This window comes from Ramlibacter albus, assembly GCF_014297445.1.
Lineage (GTDB): Bacteria > Pseudomonadota > Gammaproteobacteria > Burkholderiales > Burkholderiaceae_C > Ramlibacter > Ramlibacter albus.
The window spans coordinates 335680-357141 of the sequence record NZ_JACORU010000005.1 but is presented as its reverse complement, the minus strand read 5'-3'; the positions used below and the strand labels follow the sequence as shown (position 1 = coordinate 357141).

23 protein-coding genes are annotated in these 21462 nt (G+C 69.8%); 14 read left to right on the top strand and 9 right to left on the bottom strand.

All coding sequences use genetic code 11. The features are described from left to right. The gene (locus tag H8R02_RS15965) at positions 1 to 912 is read right to left on the bottom strand and encodes a hypothetical protein (protein ID WP_187082428.1); all 912 of its coding nucleotides are present in this window, start codon (positions 910 to 912) and stop codon (positions 1 to 3) included. A gap of 8 nt (positions 913 to 920) precedes the next feature. Beyond that, positions 921 to 1265 carry a DOPA 4,5-dioxygenase family protein gene (locus tag H8R02_RS15960; protein ID WP_187082427.1) on the bottom strand — a complete coding sequence of 115 codons (345 nt, stop codon included), beginning with the start codon at positions 1263 to 1265 and terminating at the stop codon, positions 921 to 923. Positions 1266 to 1289: 24 nt separating this feature from the next. Between H8R02_RS15960 and H8R02_RS15955 the strand changes: the two genes are divergently transcribed. After that, complete coding sequence (locus H8R02_RS15955) at positions 1290 to 2246, top strand: glycerophosphodiester phosphodiesterase (protein WP_187082426.1); 957 nt, start codon at positions 1290 to 1292, stop codon at positions 2244 to 2246. On the opposite strand, the gene H8R02_RS15950 is transcribed toward H8R02_RS15955, so the two are convergent. Next, a complete protein-coding gene (locus H8R02_RS15950; protein ID WP_187082425.1) occupies positions 2243 to 3283 on the bottom strand; it encodes a DMT family transporter in 1041 nt (346 codons plus the stop codon). The two genes, H8R02_RS15955 and H8R02_RS15950, sit on opposite strands and share 4 nt — an antisense overlap. Positions 3284 to 3306: 23 nt before the next feature. Here H8R02_RS15950 and H8R02_RS15945 point away from each other — a divergent pair, with 23 nt between their 5' ends. Next, the gene (locus H8R02_RS15945) at positions 3307 to 3960 is read left to right on the top strand and encodes a cation efflux transmembrane domain-containing protein (protein ID WP_187082424.1); all 654 of its coding nucleotides are present in this window, start codon (positions 3307 to 3309) and stop codon (positions 3958 to 3960) included. 85 nt (positions 3961 to 4045) lie between these two features. Here H8R02_RS15945 and H8R02_RS15940 read toward each other — a convergent pair whose 3' ends face one another. Further along, on the bottom strand, positions 4046 to 4339 hold the full coding sequence (locus tag H8R02_RS15940; RefSeq protein ID WP_187082423.1) for a hypothetical protein: 294 nt from the start codon (positions 4337 to 4339) through the stop codon (positions 4046 to 4048). Between the two features lie 171 nt (positions 4340 to 4510). Here H8R02_RS15940 and H8R02_RS15935 point away from each other — a divergent pair, with 171 nt between their 5' ends. Next, a complete protein-coding gene (locus H8R02_RS15935; protein WP_187082422.1) occupies positions 4511 to 5722 on the top strand; it encodes a PAS domain S-box protein in 1212 nt (403 codons plus the stop codon). Continuing rightward, on the top strand, positions 5719 to 6186 hold the full coding sequence (locus tag H8R02_RS15930; RefSeq protein WP_187082421.1) for a DUF411 domain-containing protein: 468 nt from the start codon (positions 5719 to 5721) through the stop codon (positions 6184 to 6186). Before H8R02_RS15935 ends, H8R02_RS15930 begins: the two co-directional genes overlap by 4 nt. A gap of 1 nt (position 6187) precedes the next feature. Here the strand turns inward: H8R02_RS15930 and H8R02_RS15925 are convergent, their stop codons facing one another. Beyond that, positions 6188 to 7546 carry an MBL fold metallo-hydrolase RNA specificity domain-containing protein gene (locus H8R02_RS15925; RefSeq protein ID WP_187082420.1) on the bottom strand — a complete coding sequence of 453 codons (1359 nt, stop codon included), beginning with the start codon at positions 7544 to 7546 and terminating at the stop codon, positions 6188 to 6190. 82 nt (positions 7547 to 7628) lie between these two features. On the opposite strand from H8R02_RS15925, the gene H8R02_RS15920 reads away from it, so the two are divergent. From H8R02_RS15920 to H8R02_RS15895, 6 genes are all read left to right on the top strand, one after another. Beyond that, positions 7629 to 7958 (top strand): hypothetical protein, encoded by a 330-nt coding sequence (locus H8R02_RS15920; RefSeq protein WP_187082419.1) that lies wholly within the window; start codon positions 7629 to 7631, stop codon positions 7956 to 7958. Positions 7959 to 8025: 67 nt separating this feature from the next. Beyond that, complete coding sequence (locus tag H8R02_RS15915) at positions 8026 to 9246, top strand: TolC family protein (protein ID WP_187082418.1); 1221 nt, start codon at positions 8026 to 8028, stop codon at positions 9244 to 9246. Then, positions 9243 to 10757, top strand: coding sequence for an efflux RND transporter periplasmic adaptor subunit (locus H8R02_RS15910; protein WP_187082417.1), 1515 nt, complete (start codon positions 9243 to 9245; stop codon positions 10755 to 10757). Before H8R02_RS15915 ends, H8R02_RS15910 begins: the two co-directional genes overlap by 4 nt. A gap of 10 nt (positions 10758 to 10767) precedes the next feature. Next, entirely contained in the window at positions 10768 to 13887 is a 3120-nt protein-coding gene (locus H8R02_RS15905; protein ID WP_187082416.1) for an efflux RND transporter permease subunit, read from the top strand. Beyond that, entirely contained in the window at positions 13884 to 14351 is a 468-nt protein-coding gene (locus H8R02_RS15900; RefSeq protein ID WP_187082415.1) for a cupredoxin domain-containing protein, read from the top strand. Before H8R02_RS15905 ends, H8R02_RS15900 begins: the two co-directional genes overlap by 4 nt. A 17-nt stretch (positions 14352 to 14368) precedes the next feature. Next, complete coding sequence (locus H8R02_RS15895) at positions 14369 to 14668, top strand: copper-binding protein (RefSeq protein ID WP_187082414.1); 300 nt, start codon at positions 14369 to 14371, stop codon at positions 14666 to 14668. 142 nt (positions 14669 to 14810) lie between these two features. Here the strand turns inward: H8R02_RS15895 and H8R02_RS15890 are convergent, their stop codons facing one another. Further along, complete coding sequence (locus H8R02_RS15890; RefSeq protein WP_187082413.1) at positions 14811 to 15488, bottom strand: DJ-1/PfpI family protein; 678 nt, start codon at positions 15486 to 15488, stop codon at positions 14811 to 14813. An 83-nt stretch (positions 15489 to 15571) separates the two neighbouring features. Between H8R02_RS15890 and H8R02_RS15885 the strand changes: the two genes are divergently transcribed. After that, a complete protein-coding gene (locus H8R02_RS15885) occupies positions 15572 to 16504 on the top strand; it encodes a GlxA family transcriptional regulator (protein WP_187082412.1) in 933 nt (310 codons plus the stop codon). Here H8R02_RS15885 and H8R02_RS15880 read toward each other — a convergent pair. Continuing rightward, the gene (locus H8R02_RS15880) at positions 16501 to 17664 is read right to left on the bottom strand and encodes a cytochrome-c peroxidase (protein WP_187082411.1); all 1164 of its coding nucleotides are present in this window, start codon (positions 17662 to 17664) and stop codon (positions 16501 to 16503) included. The genes H8R02_RS15885 and H8R02_RS15880 overlap by 4 nt on opposite strands. A gap of 8 nt (positions 17665 to 17672) precedes the next feature. Then, positions 17673 to 18113 carry a FixH family protein gene (locus H8R02_RS15875; RefSeq protein WP_187082410.1) on the bottom strand — a complete coding sequence of 147 codons (441 nt, stop codon included), beginning with the start codon at positions 18111 to 18113 and terminating at the stop codon, positions 17673 to 17675. A 227-nt stretch (positions 18114 to 18340) separates the two neighbouring features. Between H8R02_RS15875 and cueR the strand changes: the two genes are divergently transcribed. Next, positions 18341 to 18904, top strand: a complete 564-nt coding sequence (gene cueR, locus H8R02_RS15870; protein ID WP_354004927.1) for a Cu(I)-responsive transcriptional regulator — start codon at positions 18341 to 18343, stop codon at positions 18902 to 18904. Between the two features lie 4 nt (positions 18905 to 18908). Here the strand turns inward: cueR and H8R02_RS15865 are convergent, their stop codons facing one another. Continuing rightward, positions 18909 to 19064 carry a hypothetical protein gene (locus H8R02_RS15865; RefSeq protein ID WP_187082409.1) on the bottom strand — a complete coding sequence of 52 codons (156 nt, stop codon included), beginning with the start codon at positions 19062 to 19064 and terminating at the stop codon, positions 18909 to 18911. Positions 19065 to 19146: 82 nt separating this feature from the next. Between H8R02_RS15865 and H8R02_RS15860 the strand changes: the two genes are divergently transcribed. Further along, positions 19147 to 20130, top strand: a complete 984-nt coding sequence (locus H8R02_RS15860) for a P1 family peptidase (protein ID WP_187082408.1) — start codon at positions 19147 to 19149, stop codon at positions 20128 to 20130. Continuing rightward, entirely contained in the window at positions 20127 to 21458 is a 1332-nt protein-coding gene (locus H8R02_RS15855) for a TAXI family TRAP transporter solute-binding subunit (protein WP_187082407.1), read from the top strand. The genes H8R02_RS15860 and H8R02_RS15855 overlap by 4 nt, the downstream gene beginning before the upstream one ends. The last annotated feature ends 4 nt before the right edge of the window (positions 21459 to 21462 follow it).

Genomic DNA, 21462 nt, shown 5'->3' with positions numbered 1-21462 from the left:
CTACACCAGCGGCACGCAGCGCACCAGCGCGAGCCCGGCGCCGGCCGCCACGACGGCGCAAAAGGCGTACACCCACCACGGCGGGCCCAGCGGGTTGCGCTCCAGGCCCATGGGCAACAGGTGCGGCCGGCCGTCGCTCACCTCGGCCACCTCCACCGCCCGGTGCGCGGGCGCGGCTTCGCCCGACTCGATCTTCGCGGCGTACGGCTCGATGAGCCGCAGCACCTCGGCCACGTCCGTCACGGCGATCGGCATCGCGCAGTGGCTGCACCGGCGCTCGCGCGCCGCGTCGATGGCGCCGCCGCAATGCATGCACGTGAACTGCACCTGCCGGGGCGGGCCGCCGACCGAACTGTCCACCACACCCGTCTGGCGGTCCAGCGCATGCAGGATGCGCTGCAGGTCGAGCACGAGCCGGGGCGACCCGCAGAAGCTGCAGGCTTCGCGCACGCGCGGGTCGAATTCGGCGCCGCAGTTCACGCAGTGGAACACGAGCCCGGTCGCGGGGCTGCGCTGCAGTTGCTCCACCTCGGGGCGGAACAGGGGACGCACGAGGCCTTTTTCCGCCAGCAGCTGCGAGAACGTCTGGAGCGCGCCATGCCCGCGAGGGCATTCGAGCCGCCCCACCGGCCCATGGCTCACGAGGTCCCTCACCACCTTGAGGCGGGCCGTGCAGCGCGGGCATGGCAGGTCGGTGCCGCCCAGCGCATTCAGCAGCTCACCGCGCTGCGCATCGATGGCGCGCAGCAACTGCAGCGTGCCGGGGCCATTGAGGTTGACCGACTCGAGGTTGTCGAACCAGACCAGGCGGCAGGGGCCGCACATGTCGACATCGACGCCGCGGCCGTAGTGCCCGGCCAGCGCGACGAGCTGCATCGGCTGGGTGCAGTTGACGCAGCGGGTCGCGTCCACCGCGGCGCTCAGTTGAGCGCGGACAGGTCCAGCGGGTACTCCTTGCCGAGCCAGTACGCGTGTTCGGTGTGGTCGGCGACGGCATCGCCGCTGAGCGCATGCACCAGCACGTCGAGGCCGCCCCGGTGCTCGTCGAGCCATGGGATGAGATCGTCGAACTGCTCGGCGCTGAAGGCGAGCTGGCAGCTCCACTGCGGATGCGGCCCCACGTTCTGCTCGTGGACCCGGCCCATCTGCACCTTGAACAGGCGCGCCGCCTCTTCGCACAGGGCACGCGCCTGCTCCACCGTGCCGGGGCCGAAGTAGACGTGGGCGTGGTAGGCCTTGTAGGTGTTCACCGGGTAACGTGCCATGCCCGCATTGTGCAGAATGCGCGCATGTTTCGCCAACTCGTCCTCTCCTTCGCGGCGCTTGCGGTTTCCGCCGGCGCCTTCGCCTTCGACCTCCAGGGGCATCGCGGCACGCGCGGCCTGCGGCCCGAGAACACGCTGCCGGCATTCGAACACGCGCTCTCGCTCGGCGTGGACACGCTGGAAACGGACATCGGCGTCACGGCCGACGGGGTGGTCGTCATCTCGCACGACCCCTACCTGAACCCGCTGATCACGCGCGACGCGCAGGGCCAATGGCTGCCGGGCACGAAAGGGCCGCTGATCCGCTCGTTGACGCTCGCGCAGCTGCAGGCCTACGACGTCGGCCGGCTGCAGCCCGGCACGCCGTACGCGAAGACCTTCGAGACGCAGCAGGCGGTGGACGGCACGCGCGTGCCGACGCTCGCGCAACTGTTCGACCTGGTGAAGGCACGCAATGCAACGCGTGTGCGCTTCAACATCGAGACCAAGATCAACCCTTCGCAGCCTGACGACACGGTCAGCCCCGAGGCGATGACGCAGGCGCTGCTGAAGGTCATCAACGATGCCGGCATGGCTTCGCGCGTGACGATCCAGAGCTTCGACTGGCGCACGCTGCAGCTCGTGCAGAAGCTGCAGCCTTCCATCCCCACCGTCTACCTCACGGTGCAGGCCCCGAACAACGACAACACCCGCGACGGCTCGTGGACCGCGGGGCTGAAGTTCGCCGACCATGGCAGCGCGCCGAAGATGGTGAAGGCTGCGGGCGGCAAGGTGTGGTCGCCGAACCAGGGTGCGGTCACAGAGGCGCTGGTGAAGGAAGCGCAGTCGCTCGGCTTGCAGGTCGTTCCGTGGACCGTCAACGACCCTGCGGTCATGGACCGGTTCATCGGCTGGGGCGCGGACGGGATCATCACCGACTACCCCGACCGCCTGCGCGAGGTGATGGCGAAGCGTGGAATGCCGTTGCCGGCGAAGTTCTAGTGCTCGTGGCGGTGATGCGCGTCGGGGTAGTGCGGATGCGCATGCGCGATGGGGTCGTGGTGATGCGCGTGTGAGTGCCGCGTGCCGGGGGGCACAGGCGGCACGTGCACGTGGTCGTGGTGCTCGTCGCCGGTGCCGTGGACATGCACGTGCGCGTGGTCCATCACGTCGTGGCGGTGCCAGTGCTCGTGGCGCTCGGTGATGTGCAGCCACACACCGACGGCCATCAGCACGCCGGCGGCGCCGAGCTGCCACGTGGCGTCTTCGCCGAGCAGCGCGATCGACAGCACGGCGCCGAAGAAAGGCGCGACCGAGAAGTAGGCGCCGGTGCGCGCGGTCCCGAGGCTGCGCAGGGCGACGACGAACAGCACGAGGCTTGCGCCGTAGCTGACGAAGCCGAGCAGCGCTGCTGAACCCACGGCCGCTGGCGCGGGCCACGCGGCACCGAATGCCAGCGCGATGACGAGGTTCGTCGCGCCCGCGCCGAGGCCCTTGACCATCGCGATCCACGACGCGTCGTTCAGCGACACCTTGCGCGTGAGGTTGTTGTCGACGGCCCAGGCCAGGCATGCCGCGAGCACGAGCAGCGCGCCTTGCCAGCGGATACCCTCCACCTGGCCCGGCCAAGCCAGCACCGCGCCACCGGCCACGATGGCCAGCATGCCGAGCGCAACACGCTTGTCGACGTTCTCGCGGAACACGAACCACGCGATCAGCGCGGTGAACACACCTTCGCCATTGAGCAGCAGCGAAGCCTCCGATGCCGGCATGCGCGACAACCCGGCCATCAGCAGCACCGGCCCGGCGACACCGCCGCACAGCACGGCTCCCGCCAGCCACTTCGCCTCGCCGGCCGCCAGCCGCACGCGAGGCGAGCGGCGCACCACGCGCACAAGCAGCAGCCCGAGCCCCGAACCGAGGTACAGCAACGCCGCCAGCAGCCATGCATCCACTCGCGCCAGCAACAGCTTGGCGAGCGGCGCCGCGGCGCCGAACAGCAACGCCGCCGCAAGGGCCGACGCCACGGAGGGTTTCATGCGCTCATCGTACAGTTGGGGACATGCAGGGGCACACGCACCACGACCACGACCACGATCACGGTCATCACCACCACCATCACGACGTGGTCGAACCCGGCACCCCCGTGCCCCCGGGCTACCGCCGCGTCCTCTGGATCGCCCTCTTCGTCAACGCCGCGATGTTCCTGCTGGAGATCGGCGCGGGCTTCACGTCGGGCTCGGTCTCGCTGCTGGCCGACGCCATCGACTTCTTCGGCGACGCCGCCAACTACGCCATCTCGCTGGCCGTGCTCACGATGCACTTCACGTGGCGCTCCCGCGCCGCGATCGTCAAGGCCGGCTGCATGCTGCTCTTCGGCGTGGTGGTGCTCGGCCGCGCGGTGTGGGCGGCGTGGGAAGGCCGCGCGCCCGAACCCGTCACGATGGGCACGATCGGCGCGCTGGCGCTCGCCGCGAACCTGGGCGTGGCGTGGCTGCTCTACGCGTTCCGCGAGGGCGACGCCAACATGCGCAGCGTGTGGCTGTGCACGCGCAACGACGCCATCGGCAACGTCGCGGTGCTGCTCGCGGCGCTCGGCGTGTTCGGCACCGGCACGCGCTGGCCCGACCTCGCGGTCGCGGCCGTGATGGCGTTGCTGGCGACGACGGCCGGCGCGAGCGTGCTCAGGCAAGCTCGCGCCGAACTCCACGACTGAGCGCCGCCGGGCCGCCCCAAGGCGCGAACGCCCCCTCGGGGGGCAGCGATCCTCGCGAAGCGGGGAGCGTGGGGGCCCTGTGCCTTCAGCGGCTGAACAGCCGCGCGAAGACGTACCCCGCCGCGAAGGCGATGCCCACGGCGGCGAGCGGCTGCGCGCGCACCTGCTCGCGCGCCATGTCGCCGTATTCCTGGTGGATGCTCATCATCTTCTCGCCGCCCTGGCCCAGCTTCTGCTCGAGCGTGTCCACGGCCTCGTGCACGCGCTGCGCGAGGCGATGCACCGTCTCGGTGGCGTTGCCGCTGCCGTTGAGGCCGTTGCCGCCGCTGCTGGACGTGTCGGGGCTGGTGGGGAAGGGGGTGGCGGTTTCGGCGTTCATGTGGTTTTCCTCTCTCGTAAGGTCGTGCGGTTGGAAGAAGCACTGTAGGAAGCCCATCGATACACCGCTGTCGGCGAAAACTCGCCAGCCGTTGTAGGAAAAGTCCTGCCGCAGCACGGCTGTTTGATCTGCCTCATGTTCGGGGGGCGGCCGCCGGTGTCTGCTACAGGCATGCACGCGCCGTTGCCGCCCGCCCCCACGCTTCGCATGCTGCTCGCGCGCCTGGTCGCGGCCGCGCTCCTGCCCGTCATGCTGGGTGCCGCCGCGCTGACGTGGTGGCACCACGGCCACGAGAAGCGCGAGGCCATGGAGACCATGACGCTGGCCGCGCGGGCCATCAGCGCCACGCTCGACGAGCGCTTCATCCGCGCGCGCCTGCAGCTGGACGCGCCGCGCGCCTTCATCGCCCTGGAGCCGGGGCCGCTGAACGAGATGCTGGCGCGGCAGGGCCTGCCCGCCGGCTGGGTGGCGACGATCGTCAACGACTCCGGCCACGTCGTCACGCGGGCGCCCGACGGCGACGACACCGCGGGCCGCGACTATGTCTGGCCGCGCGGCATGCGCGGGGACAGCGGCGTCGTCGAGACCGAAACCGGCGCCACGGCCTACTCGCGTTCCAACTGGACGGGGTGGTCGGTGGTGCTGGAAGCGCCCGACGAGTCGCTCTACCGCTACGTGCGCGGGCTGCTGCTGTGGACCACCGGCGGCCTGCTCGTGCTCGTGCTCTCCAGCCTGTGGCTGGTCAAGCGCCTGGCCGCGCGCATCCTCGACTCGATGGCCACCCTGGCCGCGGACGCGCGCCAGGCCGCCATCGGCCTGCCGATGGACGTGCCGCCGCTGGCCTTCCGCGAGGCGAACGAATTCGCGGCGCTGCTCGACGCGGCCGCGCGCGAGGTGCACCAGTCCACGATGGCCCTGGAGCGCAGCGAGCGGCAGTTGCGCGCCGTGCTCGACACCGCCATGGACGCGGTGGTCGTGGCCGACAATGCCGGCCGCATCGTCCTCTTCAACGACGAGGCCGAGCGCATGTTCCGCACCACGCGCACCTTCATGATGGGCCAGCCGCTGGAGAACCTGATGCCCGAGCGCTACCGCGACATGCACGCGCAGATGGTCAGGCGCTTCGTGCGCGAGCCCGGCAACGCGCGCGCGATGGGCCGCCACCGGCTCGTCTTCGGCATGCGCAGCGACGGCGAGGAATTCCCCATCGAGGCGTCGATCTCCTCGGCGCGCGCCGACGGCGAGCAGTGGCTCACCGTCATCATGCGCGACGTCACGCGCCGCCAGATCGAGCAGGCGGCCCATGAATCCACCCAGCTGCCGCCGCTGCGCCTGATCCGCGAGATGGAACCTGTGCCTTCGCATACGATCCCACCGAAATGAACGAGAAACTCTCCCGGCGCGCCGTCCTGGCGCTCGCAGCCCTGCCCCTGCTCCCCGCTGCCCACGCGCAGGCCCCCAAGGTCTTCGCGGAAGTCTGGAAGGACGAAGGCTGCGGCTGCTGCAAGGACTGGGTGAAGCACCTCGAAGCCGCGGGCTTCGTGGTCAAGGCGCACGACGGCGGCAACACCGCGATGCGCCAGCGCATGGGCATGCCCGCGAAACTCGGCTCGTGCCACACGGCACTGGTCGGCGGCTATGCGATCGAAGGCCACGTGCCCGCGGCGGACATCCGCCGGCTGCTCAAGGACAAGCCGCAGGCCGTGGGCCTCACCGTCCCCGGCATGCCCATCGGCGCGCCCGGCATGGACGGGCCCGAGTACGGCAAGCGCCGCGACCCCTACGACGTGCTGCTGGTGCTGAAGACCGGCGAGACGCGCGTCTTCGCCTCGTACAACAAGGCCTGATTCACAGCTCGCGCGTGTGCAGGTGCGACGCCACGTCGCACGGCCACGCGGGGTGCTGCTGCGCGATGGCCTGCTGCAGCGCGGCGGCCGCTTCGGGCTCGCCGTGCACCAGCGTCACCTGCTTCGGCGCGGCGGGCAGCCGGCCCAGCCAAGCCAGCAACTCGCCGCGGTCGGCGTGCGCCGACAGCGAGCCGAGGCTCGTCACCTCCGCGCGCACGCGCACCATCTCGCCGTGGATGCGGATCTCCTTCTCGCCCGCCTGCAGGCGCCAGCCGCGCGTGCCCGCGGCCTGGTAGCCCGCCAGCAGGATGGTGTTGCGGTGGTCGGGCGCGAAGGCCTTGAGGTGATGCACCACGCGGCCGCCGGTGGCCATGCCGCTGGCGGAGACGATGACGGCGGGAAAGCGGATGTTGTTCAACTCGCGCGACTCCTCCACGCTGTTGATCACGCGGGCGGCATGGCACATCGCGTCGCATTCGGCGTCCGAGAGCCGGTGGTCCTCGCGGTAGCGGTGGTACATCTGCGTGACGTCCGCCGCCATCGGGCTGTTCAGGAAGAGCGGCAGGTCGGGGATGCGCCGTTCGCGCTTGAGCTGCGCCAGCAGGTGCAGCAGGGCCTGCGCGCGGCCGACCGCGAAGGCGGGCACGACGACGACGCCGCCGCGCGCCGCGGTGCGCGTCACGACGTCCTGCAACGCGGCAGCGGCGTCGACGGGCTCGTGGTCGCGGTCGCCGTAGGTGGACTCCATGAACACGTAGTCGGCCGCGCGCGGCGGCTCGGGCGGGCGCATCAGCATGTCGTTGCCGCGGCCGAGGTCGCCGGAGAAGAGCGCGCTGCCGCCCCCCCACGTGACGAGTGCGCTCGCGGCGCCGAGGATGTGGCCCGCGCGCGAGTAGCGCACCTGCACGCCGGGCATGGGCTCGAAGCCCTCGTCGAAGTCCACCGCGCGGAACTGGCGCAGCGTGCGCCGCGCCTCGTATTCCGTGTAGAGCGGCAGCGCCGGGTGGTGCTTGGAGAAACCGTGCCGGTTGGCGTAGAACGCGTCTTCTTCCTGCAGGTGGCCGGAGTCGGGCAGCAGCAGGCTGCACAGATCGCGTGTCGCACGCGTCGCGTACACGGGCCCGCGGAAGCCCTGGCGCGCGAGGGCGGGCAGGTAGCCGCTGTGGTCGATGTGGGCGTGGGTGAGCACCACGGCGTCGATGCGGTCCGGCGCGAGCGGCAGCCGGTCCCAGTTGCGCAGGCGCAGCTCCTTCAGGCCCTGGAACAGGCCGCAGTCCGCCAGCAGGCGCTTGCCCTCGTGCTCCAGCAGGAATTTCGAGCCGGTGACGGTGCCCGCGCCGCCCAGGAAGGTGATCTTCATGCGGGCCAGTCTAGGAAGGCGCCCGGGCCCGCTGGTTGAGCCGGATCAACCGGGGACTTGCGGCCCGCACTAAACTGCGGGCATGCGCATCCGCATGATCCTGCTGCTCGTCGCCGCCCTGCTCTTCAAGGGCTGGGTGGGCGAAGCCATGGCGGGGCAGATGCTCGCGCAGCAGCTGGACCAGGCCGTCGCGGCGCAGGCGATGCATGCCGACTGCCCCGGCCACGCGGCGCACGAAGACGGCAAGACGAACCCCGCGTCGTGCGAGCAATGCCAGGCCTGCTCGCTCCACGCTTTGCCGGCGATGCCGGTGCTGGTCGCGGGCGCCGCGCCGCGCGCCACGCCCGCGCAGGCCGCCATCCATTTCACGAGCGCCGAGCCGCGCCCCACCCGCAAGCCGCCCGTTTCCTGAGCCCTCCCAGCCGTAGTCCGTCCGCAATTTGCCGCGGGCGGGTCCCATGGGTCTCCAGGAAACGAACATGCCACGCGTTCCCATTGCCATCGCCCTCGCCTTCGCGCTCGCCGGCCCCGCCGCCGCGGCGCAGCTGGGGGAAAACCTCCAGACGCTGCTCGAAGCCGCGCGCACGCAGAACCCCGAGCTGGCGCTGATGCGCGCCGAAGCCGAGGCCGCGCGCCAGCGCGTGCAGCCGGCCGGCGCGCTGCCTGACCCGGTGCTGCGGGTGGAGCGCATGAACCTGCGTGACGCCGAGGCGCCACCCGAGACGCGCCTGACTTTCATGCAGCAGTTGCCCGCATGGGGCAAGCGCGAGCTGCGCGTGCAAGCCGCCAGCGCCGATGCGCGGCAAGCGCAGGCCCGCACCGACGCGGCCTGGGCCGAGCTGGCGATGCGCATCAAGACGGCCTACGCGCGCTACTACGCGGCCGTCGCCAACGAGCGCATCACGCGGGAAGTGCTGGACCTGGTCAGGCGCATGGAGCAGGTGGCGCAGGCCCGCTATGCGGGCGGGCTGGCGCCGCAGCAGGACGCGATCCGCGCGCAGCTGGAGCAGACCGCGATGCGCGCCGAGCTGCTGATGCTGGAGGCGGAGAAGCACCACCTGCACGTGCGCATCAACGCGCTGCTCGGGCGCCCTTCGGAGGCGGCCCTCGCGCACCCGCGCGAGCCACGGCCGCTGCCGGCGGTGCCGGATGCCGCCACGCTCGTGCAGCGCGCACGCGCGACGAGCCCGGTGGTGCGCGCGGAGGAAGCGCGCCTCGCGGCCGCGGAGAAGAACCGCGAGCTCGCGCTGCGCAACCGCCTGCCGGACGTGAACGTCGGCGCGGGCCCCACGCGCATGAACTCGCGCAACGCCAGCTGGGGCGTGATGGTGGAGCTGAACCTGCCGCTGCAGCAGGACACGCGGCGCTCGCAGGAGGCCGAAGCGCAGGCGATGGTGGACGCGGCGCGCGCCCGAATCGACAACGCAGCCGTGCAGGTCGCAGGCGACATCGGCGAGAGCCTCGCGTCGCTCGACGTCGCGCGCCGTACGGTGGACCTCGTCACCGCGCAGGCGCTGCCGCAGTCCGAGCTGGCGCTGCGCTCCGCGCTGGCCTCGTACGAAGGCGGCAAGCTCGAATTCAGCGCGCTGCTCGAAGCGCAGCGCCAGATCCGCAAGGCGCGGCTGGACCGCCTGAAGGCCGAGACCGAGGCGCAGATGCGCCTGGCCGAGATCGAACGCACGCTGGGAGAAGACCTGTGAAAGCCAACACTCTCCTCGCCGCGGCCGTCGCCGCCACCATCGCCGCCGGTGCGGGCTACTGGTTCGGCCAGCGCGGGCACACCCCGCAAACCGCCTCGGCGGCACCCGAACCCACGAAGCAGCGCAAGGTGCTGTACTACCGCAACCCGATGGGCCTGCCGGACACCTCGCCCGTGCCGAAGAAGGACCCGATGGGCATGGACTACGTCCCGGTCTACGAGGGCGAAGACTCTGCCGCTGCGTCCGCCAGCGGGCAGGTGCGCATCTCCACGGAGAAGGTGCAGAAGCTCGGCGTGCGCACCGAACTCGCGTCGATGCGCACGCTCGGCCAGGCGGTGCGCGCGGTGGGCCGCGTGGAGCCTGACGAACGCCACGTGCATGTCATCTCGCCCAAGTTCGAGGGCTATGTGGAACGCCTGCACGTCAACGTCACCGGCCAACCCGTCGCGCGCGGCCAGCCGCTCTTCGAGGTCTACAGCCCCGAGCTCGTCGCCGCGCAGCGCGAATACGCGATCGCGATGCAGGGCACGCAGGCCATGGCCGGCGCGGGCGCGGAAGCGCAGGCCGGCATGAAGCAGCTGGCCGAGTCGGCGCTCGCGCGCCTGCGCAACTGGGACCTGCCGCCCGAGCATCTGGCGGCGCTGGTGAAGAACGGCGAGCCGCGGCGCACCGTGACCTTCCGCTCGCCGGTGGGCGGCATCGTCACGGAGAAAAAGGCCGTGCAGGGCATGCGCTTCATGCCCGGCGAGATGCTGTACCAGGTGACCGACCTTTCCGCGGTGTGGGTCGTCGCTGAAGTGAACGAGCAGGACCTCGGCTCTGTGCGCAGCGGCGCCGCCGCGGCCGTGCGCATCAACGCCTACCCGGACAAGGCGCTGCAAGGCCGCGTCACCTACGTGTACCCCACGCTGAAAGCCGAGACGCGGACGGTGCCCGTGCGCATCGAGCTCCCGAACCCCGGCGGCCTGCTCAAGCCCGGCATGTTCGCGCAGGTGGAACTGCAGGCCGGCGCGCGCACGCAGGTGCTGGCGGTGCCGGACTCCGCGGTGATCGACAGCGGCACGCGCCGCATCGTCCTCGTCGACAAGGGCGAAGGCCGCTTCGAGCCGCGCGAGGTGAAGACCGGTGCGCGCGGCGACAACTTCGTGCAGGTGCTCGAAGGCGTGAAGGAAGGCGAGCGCGTCGTGGTGGCGGCCAACTTCCTGATCGACGCCGAGAGCAACCTCAAGGCGGCCGTGTCCGGTCTCGGCCCGGCAGCATCACCTGCGCCGGCAGCGCCCACGGCGGTCGGCCACAAGGCCAGCGGCACCGTCGAAGCCGTCGACGCGAAAGCCGGCACGGTCACCTTGAACCACGGCCCCGTGCCCACGCTCAAGTGGCCGGCGATGACGATGGAGTTCAAGGTGGCCAATAGCGGGCTGCTCGCGCACCTGCAGCCGAAGGCGAAGGTGAACGTCGAGTTCGTCGAGCGCGGCGCCGGCGAATGGGTGATCACCTCGGTGCAGCACTGAAGGCGCGACCATGCTCAACCGCATCATCGACTGGTCCGGGCGCAACCGTTTCCTGGTGCTGCTAGCGACCGTCTTCATCGTGCTGGCCGGCGTCTGGGCGCTGGTGCGCACGCCGCTGGACGCCCTGCCCGACCTGTCGGACGTGCAGGTGATCGTCTACACCGAGTACCCCGGCCAGGCACCGCAGGTGGTGGAAGACCAGGTGACGTACCCGCTCACCACCGCGATGCTGGCCGTGCCGAAGTCCAAGGTCGTTCGCGGCTTCTCGTTCTTCGGCGCCTCGTTCGTGTACGTGATCTTCGAGGACGGCACCGACATCTACTGGGCGCGCTCGCGCGTGCTGGAGTACCTGAACTTCGCGTCGGGCCGCCTGCCTCGCGGCGTGAGCCCGGCCCTCGGCCCGGACGCCACGGGCGTGGGATGGGTCTACCAATACGTGCTGGTCGCCAGGGACCGCACGCTTGCCGAGCTGCGCGCGATCCAGGACTGGTACGTGCGCTATCAGCTCACCAAGGCGCCGGGCGTGGCGGAGGTCGCTTCCATCGGCGGCTTCGTGCAGACCTACCAGGTGACCGTGGACCCCGTGAAGCTGCGCGGCTACGGCATCCCGCTGGCGAAGGTGTCGCAGGTGATCCGCGACTCCAACCGCGACGTCGGCGGGCGCGTCGTCGAGATGGCCGAGACCGAGTACATGGTGCGCGGGCGCGGCTATCTGCGCGGCCGCGCCGACATCGAGGCGCTCGTCGTCAAGGCCGAAGGCGGCACGCCGGTGCTGGTGCGCGACATCGCGCGCGTGGAAATGGCGCCCGACGAGCGCCGCGGGCTTGCCGAACTGAACGGCGAAGGCGAAGTGGTTTCCGGCATCGCGATGGCGCGCTACGGGCAGAACGCGCTGGAGGTGATCCACAACCTCAAGGCCAAGGTGCAGGAGATCTCCTCGGGCCTGCCCGCGGGCACGACGATCGAAGCGGTGTACGACCGCTCCGAGTTGATCCACCGCGCCATCGACACGCTCAAGCGCACGCTGCTGGAGGAAAGCCTGATCGTCGCGGCCGTGTGCGTGGTGTTCCTGCTTCACGTGCGCTCCGCACTGGTGGCCATCGTCATGCTTCCCGTGGGTGTGCTGATTGCGTTCATCGCGATGCGCGCGTTGGGCATGAACTCCAACCTCATGAGCCTGGGCGGCATCGCCATCGCCATCGGCGCGATGGTGGATGCGGCCATCGTGATGATCGAGAACGCGCACAAGCACCTCGAACGCCTGCCGGCCGACCACACGCTGGCCGAGCGCAGCGAGGCCATGCTCGCGGCATGCAAGGAGGTCGGGCCCGCGCTCTTTTTCTCGTTGCTGGTGATCACGGTGTCGTTCCTGCCGGTCTTCACGCTGGAGGCACAGGAGGGGCGGCTTTTCTCACCGCTGGCGTACACCAAGACCTTCTCGATGGCCGGCGCGGCGCTGCTGTCGGTGACGCTCGTGCCGGTGCTGATGATGCTGTTCATCCGCGGCAAGGTGCTGCCGGAGGCGCGCAACCCGGTCAACCGCTTCCTCATCCGCGCCTACCAGCCGGTGATCGAGTGGGTGATGAAGTGGAAGAAGCTCACGATCGCCCTGGCCGTGCTCTCGCTTGTCGCCTCCATCGTGCCGGCGATGAAACTCGGCACCGAGTTCATGCCCGCGCTGGACGAAGGCACGCTGCTGTACATGCCCTCGTCCCTGCCCGGCATGTCGATCACCAAGGCCGCGGAAGTGCTGCAGACGCAGGACAAGATCATCAAGAGCTTCCCCGAAGTGGCTTCGGTCTACGGCAAGGCGGGGCGCGCGAACACGGCCACCGACCCCGCGCCGGTGGAGATGTTCGAGACCGTCATCAACCTCAAGCCGCGCGAGCAGTGGCGCGCGGGCATGACCACCGACAAGCTCATCGCCGAGTTGGACAAGGCGCTGCAGTTCCCCGGCATTTCGAACGCATGGACGATGCCGATCAAGGCGCGCATCGACATGCTCTCCACCGGCATCCGCACGCCGATCGGCATCAAGGTGTTCGGCAAGGACCTCGCCGAGATGGAGCGGCTGGCCAAGGAGATCGAGGGCGTGGTGAAGGACGTGCCGGGGACAACGTCCGCGTTTGCCGAACGCATCACCGGCGGCTTCTACTTCGACATCGAGCCGAAGCGCGAAGAGCTCGCCCGCTACGGCCTGACCGTGGGCGAGTTGCAGGAAGTGATCGGCACGGCGCTCGGCGGCGAGATGGTGACGACCACCGTCGAAGGCCGCGAGCGCTTCGGCGTGACAGTGCGCTACCCGCGCGAGCTGCGCGCCAGCCCCGAGCAGATCGAGCGCGAGGTGCTGGTGCCGGCGATGAACGCGATGGTGCCGCTGGGCCAGGTGGCGAAGGTGAAGGTCGTGCGCGGCACGCCCGGCATCCGCACCGAGAACGCGCTGCTGTCGGCGTACATCTACATCGACATCCGCGACCGCGACATCGGCTCCTACGTCGGCGACGCGCGCAAGGCCGTCGCGGAGAAGGTGAAGTTCCCGCCCGGCTACTACGTCACGTGGAGCGGCCAGTTCGAGTACATGGAGCGCGCCATCGAGCGCATGAAGATCGTGGTGCCGCTCACGCTGCTGATCATCTTCCTGCTGCTGTACCTGAACTTCCGGCGCATCCCCGAGACGCTGATCGTGATGCTGTCGGTGCCCTTCGCGCTGGTGGGCGGCGTGTGGCTGATGGCGGCGCTGGGCTACAACCTCTCGGTGGCTGTTGCCGTCGGTTTCATTGCGCTGGCGGGCGTGGCCGCTGAAACGGGGGTGGTGATGCTGATCTACCTGGACCATGCGTGGACGGCGGTGAAGCAGCGCTGCGCCGCCGAGGGGCGTTCGCCGGCCGCCGCCGACCTGGAAGCGGCCATCGAGGAAGGGGCCGTGGAGCGCGTGCGGCCGAAGATGATGACGGTCTCGGCGATCATGGCCGGCCTTCTGCCGATCCTCTGGGGCACCGGGACGGGTTCGGAAGTGATGAGCCGCATCGCGGCGCCGATGGTGGGCGGCATGCTGTCGTCCACCGTCTTGACATTGGCGGTGATCCCCGCCATCTATGGCATCGTCAAAGCCAGGGAGTTACGTCGATGAAGATCATTGCCGCCGCCATGGCGCTCTCCATGGCTGTGCCGTTCGCGCAGGCCCAGTCGCGCACGCATTCCGCGCACGCGGCGCCGGAGCAGAAGGCCTGGGGCGTCGCGGGCAACGCCAAGGCCGTGACGCGCACCATTCGCGTCAGCATGACCGATGCGATGCGCTTCGCGCCCGAGCGCATCGAGGTCAAGCGCGGCGAGACCATCCGCTTCGTGGTCGCCAACCAGGGGCGGCTTCTGCACGAACTCGTGCTGGGCACGCAGCAGGAGCTGGACGCCCACGCGGCCATGATGGCCAGGCACCCGGGCATGGAGCACGACGACCCCGGCATGGTCCACGTGCGACCCGGCCGCAAGGGAAGCCTCGTGTGGCACTTCAACCGCGCTGGTGAATTCCGTTTCGCATGCCTCATCGACGGCCACTACCAGGCCGGCATGGTGGGCACCCTCATCGTCAACTAGCAACCCAGGAGAATCCCATGGCACGCAAATTCCTCTTCCCCGCCATCACCGCAGTCGCCGCCGCCGCACTTGCCTTCACATCGTTCGCGGCCGACCTCACGAGCGGCGAAGTGCGCAAGGTCGACAAGACCAACAAGAAGATCACGCTCAAGCACGAGCACATCAAGAACCTGGACATGCCACCCATGACCATGGTGTTCGGTGTGAAGGATGCGAAGCTGCTCGACAAGGTGAAGAACGGCGACAAGGTCCGCTTCGCGGCCGTCGACGAGGGCGGCGGCAAGCTGGTCGTTACCGCGATCGAAGCCGCGAAATAGGCAGCGTCGCATCCACCCTGCTGCTCAGCGCTTTCTCCGCGTTCGCGAACGAAGCCGCCGACGACGCCGCCAACCGCACCGCGTTCAACGGTTCGCTCACGCGCGCCGAAGTCCGCGCCGACTACAGCGATGTAATGCCTGCTCAGGCACCCGCCAGCGCGGCTTGCTCGATCAGGGCTTCCGCCTGGCGGAACCGGGGCGCCTGCAGCTCGCGCAGGCGCGCCACCAGTTCGCCGCCCGCCTTCTCCGGCGTGCCGCAATCGAAGGGCGGCTTCGGGTCGTACTCGAAAGCCAGTTGCAGCAGCTTCGCCTGCGCCTCGCCCGCCAGCTCCGCCGCGAGCGCCAACCCGAAATCGATCCCCGCCGTCACGCCGCCGCCCGAGATGCGGTTGCGGTCGCGCACCACGCGCTCGGCCACCGGCACCGCGCCGAAGCGCGGCAGGTAGTCGCGCCACGCCCAGTGGCAGGCCGACTTGTAGCGCTGCAGCATTCCCGCAGCCCCCAGCACCAGAGAGCCGTTGCACACCGAAGTGACGTACTTCGCGCCTTCGCCCTGCCTGCGCAGGAAGCTCAGCGTCGTCTCGTCATTGAGCTGTTGCGCCATGCCGAAGCCTCCCGGCACGCACAGCACCGTGAGCTGGGGGCAATCGTCGAAGGTGGTGGTCGGCACGATCGAGAAACCGACGTCCGTTTCCACCGGCTGCAGGTCCTTCCACACCAGGTGAACGCGCGCGTCGGGCACGCGCGAAAGGATCTGCGCGGGGCCGGTGAGGTCCAGTTGCGTGACTTTGGGGAACAGCAGGAAACCGATATGGATCATGGTGGGCCTCGCGTGAAGTTGACGCAGCGAGCATCGGGCCGGATGATGATGGCGGCAATGTCGCCTTTCCCGCTTTTCCTGCCATGCGGCGCCGCATCTCGATCCTGGTCTTCCCCCGCTTCCAGCTGCTCGACGCGGCCGGGCCCATCGCGGCTTTCGAGGCGGCGCGCGGGCACTACGAACTGAGGGTCGTCGCGGCCGCGGCGGGTGAGGTGCGCAGTTCTTCGCGCGTGGCGATGGTGGCCGATGCGTTGCCGCGCACGCCTTCGGGCGACACGCTGCTGGTGTCGGGCGGCTTCGGCGTGGACGAGGCCGCGAAGGACGACAAGCTGCTCGCGTACCTGCGCCGCGCCGAGCGCGCGGGGCTGCGTGTGGCGAGTGTGTGCTCGGGCAGCATCCTGCTGGCGGCTGCAGGCCTGCTGGACGGGCGCACGGCCACGACGCACTGGTCACGCACCTCGCAGTTCCGCGAGATGTTCCCGAAGGTGAACCTCGATGCGGACCGCATCTTCGTGCAGGAGGGCCGCATCTGGACCAGCGCCGGCATCACGGCGGGGATCGACCTGGCACTTGCAATGATCTCGCACGACGTGGGGCCCGAGATCGCTCGGCGTGTGGCGCAGGAGCTCGTGGTTTATTACCGCAGGCCGGGTGGGCAGTCGCAGTTCTCCGCGCTGCTGTCGATGCAGGGAGGGCGCAGCCGGTTCGATGCGGTGCTGGACCACGTGCGGCAGAACCTGAAGGAGCGGCACAGCGTGGAGGAGCTCGCGGAGCGCGCCTTCATGAGTCCGCGGCACTTTGCGCGAGCGTTCCATGAGGAAACCGGTGTGACGCCGGCGAAGGCCGTCGAGCGCATTCGTGTCGAAGCCGCCCGCACGGCGTTGGACGCGGGGGCAGCTTCTGTCCAGAAAGTCGCGGATCAGTGCGGCTTCGGCGATCCCGAACGCATGCGGCGCAGCTTCGCGCGCTTGCTGGGGATCACGCCCTCCTCACTTCGGCGGACCGCCAGCGCTTAGGGCGCGCGGAGCCACTTGGGCTCCGCGGCAACGGGCCCGCTGAGCGTCTGCAGGAAGGCAACCAGCTGGTCGACTTCACGGTCGCTCAAATCGAGGCGCGACAACTCGCTGTGCCCGGCAGGCGCCGCCGGCGCACGGCTGTAGTGACGCACCACGTCGCGCAGCGAAGCCAGCTGCCCCGCATGCATGTACGGCGCTCGATCCGCCACATTGCGCAGCGACGGCACGCGGAACTGGCGCTCCTGGTGCCTGTTCTCCGCGAGGAAGCGGATCTCGCCGCACTGCTCGGGCTTCCCGTCGCTGTGGATCGAGAGGCAATTGAATTCGTCCTTCAGCACGTCCCTCACGCCGCCAAGCCGCCCCGTGTCCAGGGGCAGCCCGGGTGCGGCAGGCACGCCGGTGTTGTGGAACTCGTGGTTCGTGAGCAGCGGCCCGCTGTGGCATTGCAGGCACTGGCCCTTGCCGAGGAACAGCTTCAGGCCGGCGATCTCGTTGCTCGTGAGCCGCTTGTTCGCGTCGGCATCACCGCGTGCCAGCGAATCCGCGAACGCATCGAACTTCGACGCACCGGGCTCCAGCTTGCGTTCGTACGCAGCGATCGCCTTGCCCATGTTGACGAACACACGCGTCGCCTCTTCGCGCTTGCCGATGTCGGGCATGGGACCGAACAGCGACTCGTAGTCGGCACGGTAGTGGTCGGCGATGACGCGCGCGTACTGCATGCGGTCGCCGCCATGTTCCACCGGGCTTTCGAGCGGGCCCAGCGCCTGCGCCCACTGGCTGTCCTTGCGGCCATCCCAGAACTGCCACGGGCTGCGCGCGGTGCCGACGATCGCCATGGTGCGGCGGTTGGTCGTGCCCACGCCCTTCGCGAGCGGCGTGCCGTCCTGGAACGACTTGTCGGGCATGTGGCACGTGGCGCAGGCCACCTGCCCGTTGCTGCTGAAGCGCTTGTCGAAGAACAGGCGCTGGCCGAACTCGGCCGCGCGCTCGTTGTCGGCGAAGCGGTTCGACGGATCCGGCGGCAGGGGACCCAGCGACCGCAGGGCCAGCGACGCGATGTCTTTGCGTTCCACCGGCGACCAGCCGCCATCGCCCGTGGCGTACAGCAAGCCCGCGGCCAGCGAGAGGAACAGTGCAAGGATGCAGGCTCGTTTCATCTTGGGGCCTATCGCTTGAGCATCAGGTTGAACTTGGCGAGGTCCTTGCGGCCTTGCGCGGTGATGGTGAACTCCATCACCCACCAGCCGCCCATCTGGAACTTGATGCCGTCGATGAGGTAGTCGCCGTTGCCCAGGTGCCGCGTCATGCGCGGGCGCGTCGGCAGGCCATGCAGGTGCTGCGGCATGTCGCCGTCGATGGCGATCGCCGCATCGGTGACGGGTGTGCCGTCCGGGCGCGCGACGTGCAGCACCCACGTATGCAGCTGGCCGATCGGCGGTGCGCCGGTCTCCGTGCGCCAGGAGACGCGGAAGCCGCCTTGCTGCGTGAGCTTGTCGGTCGAGTAGTCGCGGCCCGCTTCGGTGGCGGCCGTGGCGCAGCCGGTGGCCAGCAAGGCGAGGCCGGCCGCAGCGGCGAACAGGGTGCGGCGGGAGAAGTTTTCTTTCATGGTGTCGGTTCCTTCGGGTCCGGTTTGGGATGACCGAAGGTTCGGGGTTGCCACGATGTGAAGGTCAAGGCGCTGCGGTGCTTGACCTTGCCATGATGGCAAGGTCGAGACTTCGTTTCGTTGCCGGGCGAGCCCCGCCGGCACATGGCAGGAAAAGAGGGAACCCCGGCATTGCCGCCAGGGCCGCCCTGCCCCAGAGTACGGGCACCGGCAAGGAGAAACGAAGCATGAACCCCATGAACATCGGCCAGGCCGCCGCGGCGGCGGGCGTCACCCCCAAGATGGTCCGCCACTACGAGTCGCTGGGCCTGATCCCCGCGGCGGACCGCACCGACGCGGGCTACCGCGTCTACACCCCGCGCGAGGTGGAGATGCTGCGCTTCATCCGCCAGGCGCGCGCCGTGGGCTTCGCCATCCCGCAGATCGAGGCACTGCTCAAGTTGTGGCGCGACGAACGACGCGAGAGCAAGGCGGTGAAGGAGCTGGCGCGGCAGCAGCTCGCCGAGCTGGAGGAGCGCCAGCGCGAACTCGATGCGATGCGCGCGACCTTGTCGAAGTGGGTGGAGGATTGCGCGGGCGACGAGCGTTCGTGCTGCGCGATCCTGGAGCACCTCACGCATGCACCCGCGGCCGCGCAGCCGATCGAGGTGCGGCGCGGCGCGACGCTGAAGGAGGTAAAGGCGGGTTCGACGGTGCAGCGCAAGCGCGCACCGGTTGCGGCGCCGGTTCGCCGCGAGTCGCCGCACTCGGGGCTGATGGCCTGGAGCCGGTCGTTCGCCGCTGCGGCTTGAGGCACTAGCGCGCAGGCGCCGGCGCCGGTGCGGGAGCCGGTGCTGCCGTCACCGGACGAGCAGCCTCGCGCAATTGCGCGACCCCGAAACCCCACACCATCGCCGTGGACGCCAGCCGCCCGCGCCGGCTGCGCCAGGCTTGCGGAGGGAGTGTCGTCATCGGAGGCATGGGGCCAGTCTAGGAAGCCGCGCCACAGGGCACTTGCGTTTCGTCAAACGCGGCGCAGCCCATAATCGCCGCCATGAGTTCCATCACCGACGTGGCCGGCATCGAAGTGGGCCACTTCACCGACCCGCGCCGCCCGACCGGCTGCACGGTCGTGATCACGCGGGAGGGCGCCGTGGGCGGCGTCGACGTGCGCGGCGCGGCGCCCGGCACGCGCGAGACCGACCTGCTCTCGCCCACCAACCTCGTCGAGCAGGTGCACGCCGTGGTGCTCTCCGGCGGCAGCGCGTGGGGCCTGGACGCGGCCAGCGGCGCGATGCGCTGGCTCGACGAGCACGGCATCGGCCTGCAGGTGGCCAAGGGCCGCGTGCCCATCGTGCCGGCGGCGGTGCTGTTCGATCTCTACATGGGTGACCCGTCGATCCGTCCCGATGCGAACGCAGGTTACGCCGCGTGCGCGGCCGCATCGAAGCAGCCGCCGCAGGAGGGCTGCGTGGGCGCCGGCACAGGTGCGATCGTCGGCAAGATCTTCGGCATGGACCGCGCGATGAAGGGCGGCATCGGCAGCGCGTCGGTCACGGCGCATGGCATCACCGTCGGCGCGCTCATCGCATGCAATGCGCTGGGCGACGTGATCGATCCCGCGACCGGCCAGGTCGTCGCGGGTGCGCGCGCCGACGACGGAAAGTCGCTGCTGAACACGCAGCAGGCGATGGTGCGCGGCGACCCGCACAAGCGCATCATCCCCGGCAGCAACACCACCATCGGCGTGGTTGCGACCGACGCGGTGCTCACGAAGCCGCAGGCGTCTCGCCTCGCGACGGTGGGGCACGACGGCCTGGCGCGCGCCATCAACCCCGCACACACGATGTTCGACGGCGATACGTTGTTCGCGCTGGCCACCGGCAAGGCCGGCAAGCCGCTGGACATGCTGACGCTGTCCGCGATGGCGGCCGAGGCCGTGGCACAAGCCGTGCTGCGCGCCGTGCGCGCGGCCACATCGCTGGACTTCGACGGGCTGAAGTTGCCCGCGGCACGCGACTTCGCCGCCCGCCAGTGACGCGCGCGATCCGCCACACGCTGCTGTCCCTGCGCGACCTGCTGGTTGCCGCGGGCCCCTTCGCCGTGCTGGCCGTGGTGCTGCTCGTCATGGCCTACCTGTGGCTCGACCCTACGCCGCCGCGCAAGGTGACGCTCGCGACGGGCCCCGGCCAGAGCGCTTACGACGAATTCGGCAAGCGCTACCGCAAGGCGCTCGCGGCGAACGGCATCGAAGTGGTGCTGCAGGCCAGCGAAGGCTCCTCGGCCAACCTGCAGTTGCTGCGTGACGGCAAGGCGGACCTCGGGTTCGTGCAGGGCGGCAGCAACGAGCGCGCGACGGGCGAGGAGAGCGAGCTCGTGTCGCTCGGCAGCCTCTTCGTCGAGCCCGTGTGGCTGTTCTACCGCGAAGAGTCCGCGCGCAAGCTCAATCGCCAGGGCACGCTCACCTCGCTGGCGCAGCTGCAGGGCCTGCGGCTGAACGTGGGCACGCCGGGCAGCGGCGTGCCGCAGCTGGTGGACAAGCTCTTCGAAGCCAACAAGGTCGATGTTGCAACGCTGAAGCTCTCGCGGCTGGAACAGACGCCGGCCACGGTCGCCTTCCTCGCGGGCGAGCTCGACGCACTGGTGTTCGCGTCGGCGCCCGAATCGTTGATGGTGCAGATGCTGCTGCAGACGCCCGGCGTGAAGCTGATGGACTTCGCGCAGAGCGAGGCCTACTCGCGGCGCTTTCCCTTCCTCACGCCGGTGGTGCTGCCGCGCGGCGTGGTCGACCTCGCGCGCGACCTGCCGCCGCAGGACGTGCGGCTGGTGGCAACGACCACCTCGCTGCTCGCGCGCGCCGACACGCACCCGGCCCTGCTGCAGCTCTTCGCGCTGGCCGCGCGCGACTTGCACGGCGGCGCGGGCTGGTTCCATCGCGCGGGCGCCTTCCCGACGGTCGAACACAGCGAGTACGCGGTGTCGCGCGATGCCGCGCGCACCATCGGCGCGGGCGCGCCTTTCCTGCAGCGCTGGCTGCCTTTCTGGCTGGCGAACCTCGTCGAGCGCATGTGGCTCGCGCTGGGCATCATCCTCGCGGTGATGCTGCCGCTGTCGCGCATCGTGCCGCCGCTCTACCAGTTCCGCATCCGCTCCCGTGTGTTCCGCTGGTACGGGCAGTTGCGCGAGATCGAGCAGCGACTGAAGGACGACCCGCAAAGCGCGCCCGCCCTCGCCAAGGAGCTGGGCGAGCTGCAGGAAAAGGTGGGCCGCATCAGCGTGCCGCTGTCCTATGCGGACGAGCTCTACGCGCTGCGCAACAACATCGACCGCGTACGCGAGCGGGTGTCTGATATACAAGACAAATAGTTGG

Coding starts and splice junctions, on each gene's coding strand:
- H8R02_RS15960 (WP_187082427.1), bottom strand. CDS start 1,265: ATGGCACGTTACCCGGTGAACACCTACAAGGCCTACCACGCCCACGTC.
- H8R02_RS15955 (WP_187082426.1), top strand. CDS start 1,290: ATGTTTCGCCAACTCGTCCTCTCCTTCGCGGCGCTTGCGGTTTCCGCC.
- H8R02_RS15950 (WP_187082425.1), bottom strand. CDS start 3,283: ATGAAACCCTCCGTGGCGTCGGCCCTTGCGGCGGCGTTGCTGTTCGGC.
- H8R02_RS15945 (WP_187082424.1), top strand. CDS start 3,307: ATGCAGGGGCACACGCACCACGACCACGACCACGATCACGGTCATCAC.
- H8R02_RS15940 (WP_187082423.1), bottom strand. CDS start 4,339: ATGAACGCCGAAACCGCCACCCCCTTCCCCACCAGCCCCGACACGTCC.
- H8R02_RS15935 (WP_187082422.1), top strand. CDS start 4,511: ATGCACGCGCCGTTGCCGCCCGCCCCCACGCTTCGCATGCTGCTCGCG.
- H8R02_RS15930 (WP_187082421.1), top strand. CDS start 5,719: ATGAACGAGAAACTCTCCCGGCGCGCCGTCCTGGCGCTCGCAGCCCTG.
- H8R02_RS15925 (WP_187082420.1), bottom strand. CDS start 7,546: ATGAAGATCACCTTCCTGGGCGGCGCGGGCACCGTCACCGGCTCGAAA.
- H8R02_RS15920 (WP_187082419.1), top strand. CDS start 7,629: ATGCGCATCCGCATGATCCTGCTGCTCGTCGCCGCCCTGCTCTTCAAG.
- H8R02_RS15915 (WP_187082418.1), top strand. CDS start 8,026: ATGCCACGCGTTCCCATTGCCATCGCCCTCGCCTTCGCGCTCGCCGGC.
- H8R02_RS15905 (WP_187082416.1), top strand. CDS start 10,768: ATGCTCAACCGCATCATCGACTGGTCCGGGCGCAACCGTTTCCTGGTG.
- H8R02_RS15900 (WP_187082415.1), top strand. CDS start 13,884: ATGAAGATCATTGCCGCCGCCATGGCGCTCTCCATGGCTGTGCCGTTC.
- H8R02_RS15895 (WP_187082414.1), top strand. CDS start 14,369: ATGGCACGCAAATTCCTCTTCCCCGCCATCACCGCAGTCGCCGCCGCC.
- H8R02_RS15890 (WP_187082413.1), bottom strand. CDS start 15,488: ATGATCCATATCGGTTTCCTGCTGTTCCCCAAAGTCACGCAACTGGAC.
- H8R02_RS15885 (WP_187082412.1), top strand. CDS start 15,572: ATGCGGCGCCGCATCTCGATCCTGGTCTTCCCCCGCTTCCAGCTGCTC.
- H8R02_RS15880 (WP_187082411.1), bottom strand. CDS start 17,664: ATGAAACGAGCCTGCATCCTTGCACTGTTCCTCTCGCTGGCCGCGGGC.
- H8R02_RS15875 (WP_187082410.1), bottom strand. CDS start 18,113: ATGAAAGAAAACTTCTCCCGCCGCACCCTGTTCGCCGCTGCGGCCGGC.
- cueR (WP_354004927.1), top strand. CDS start 18,341: ATGAACCCCATGAACATCGGCCAGGCCGCCGCGGCGGCGGGCGTCACC.
- H8R02_RS15865 (WP_187082409.1), bottom strand. CDS start 19,064: ATGACGACACTCCCTCCGCAAGCCTGGCGCAGCCGGCGCGGGCGGCTG.
- H8R02_RS15860 (WP_187082408.1), top strand. CDS start 19,147: ATGAGTTCCATCACCGACGTGGCCGGCATCGAAGTGGGCCACTTCACC.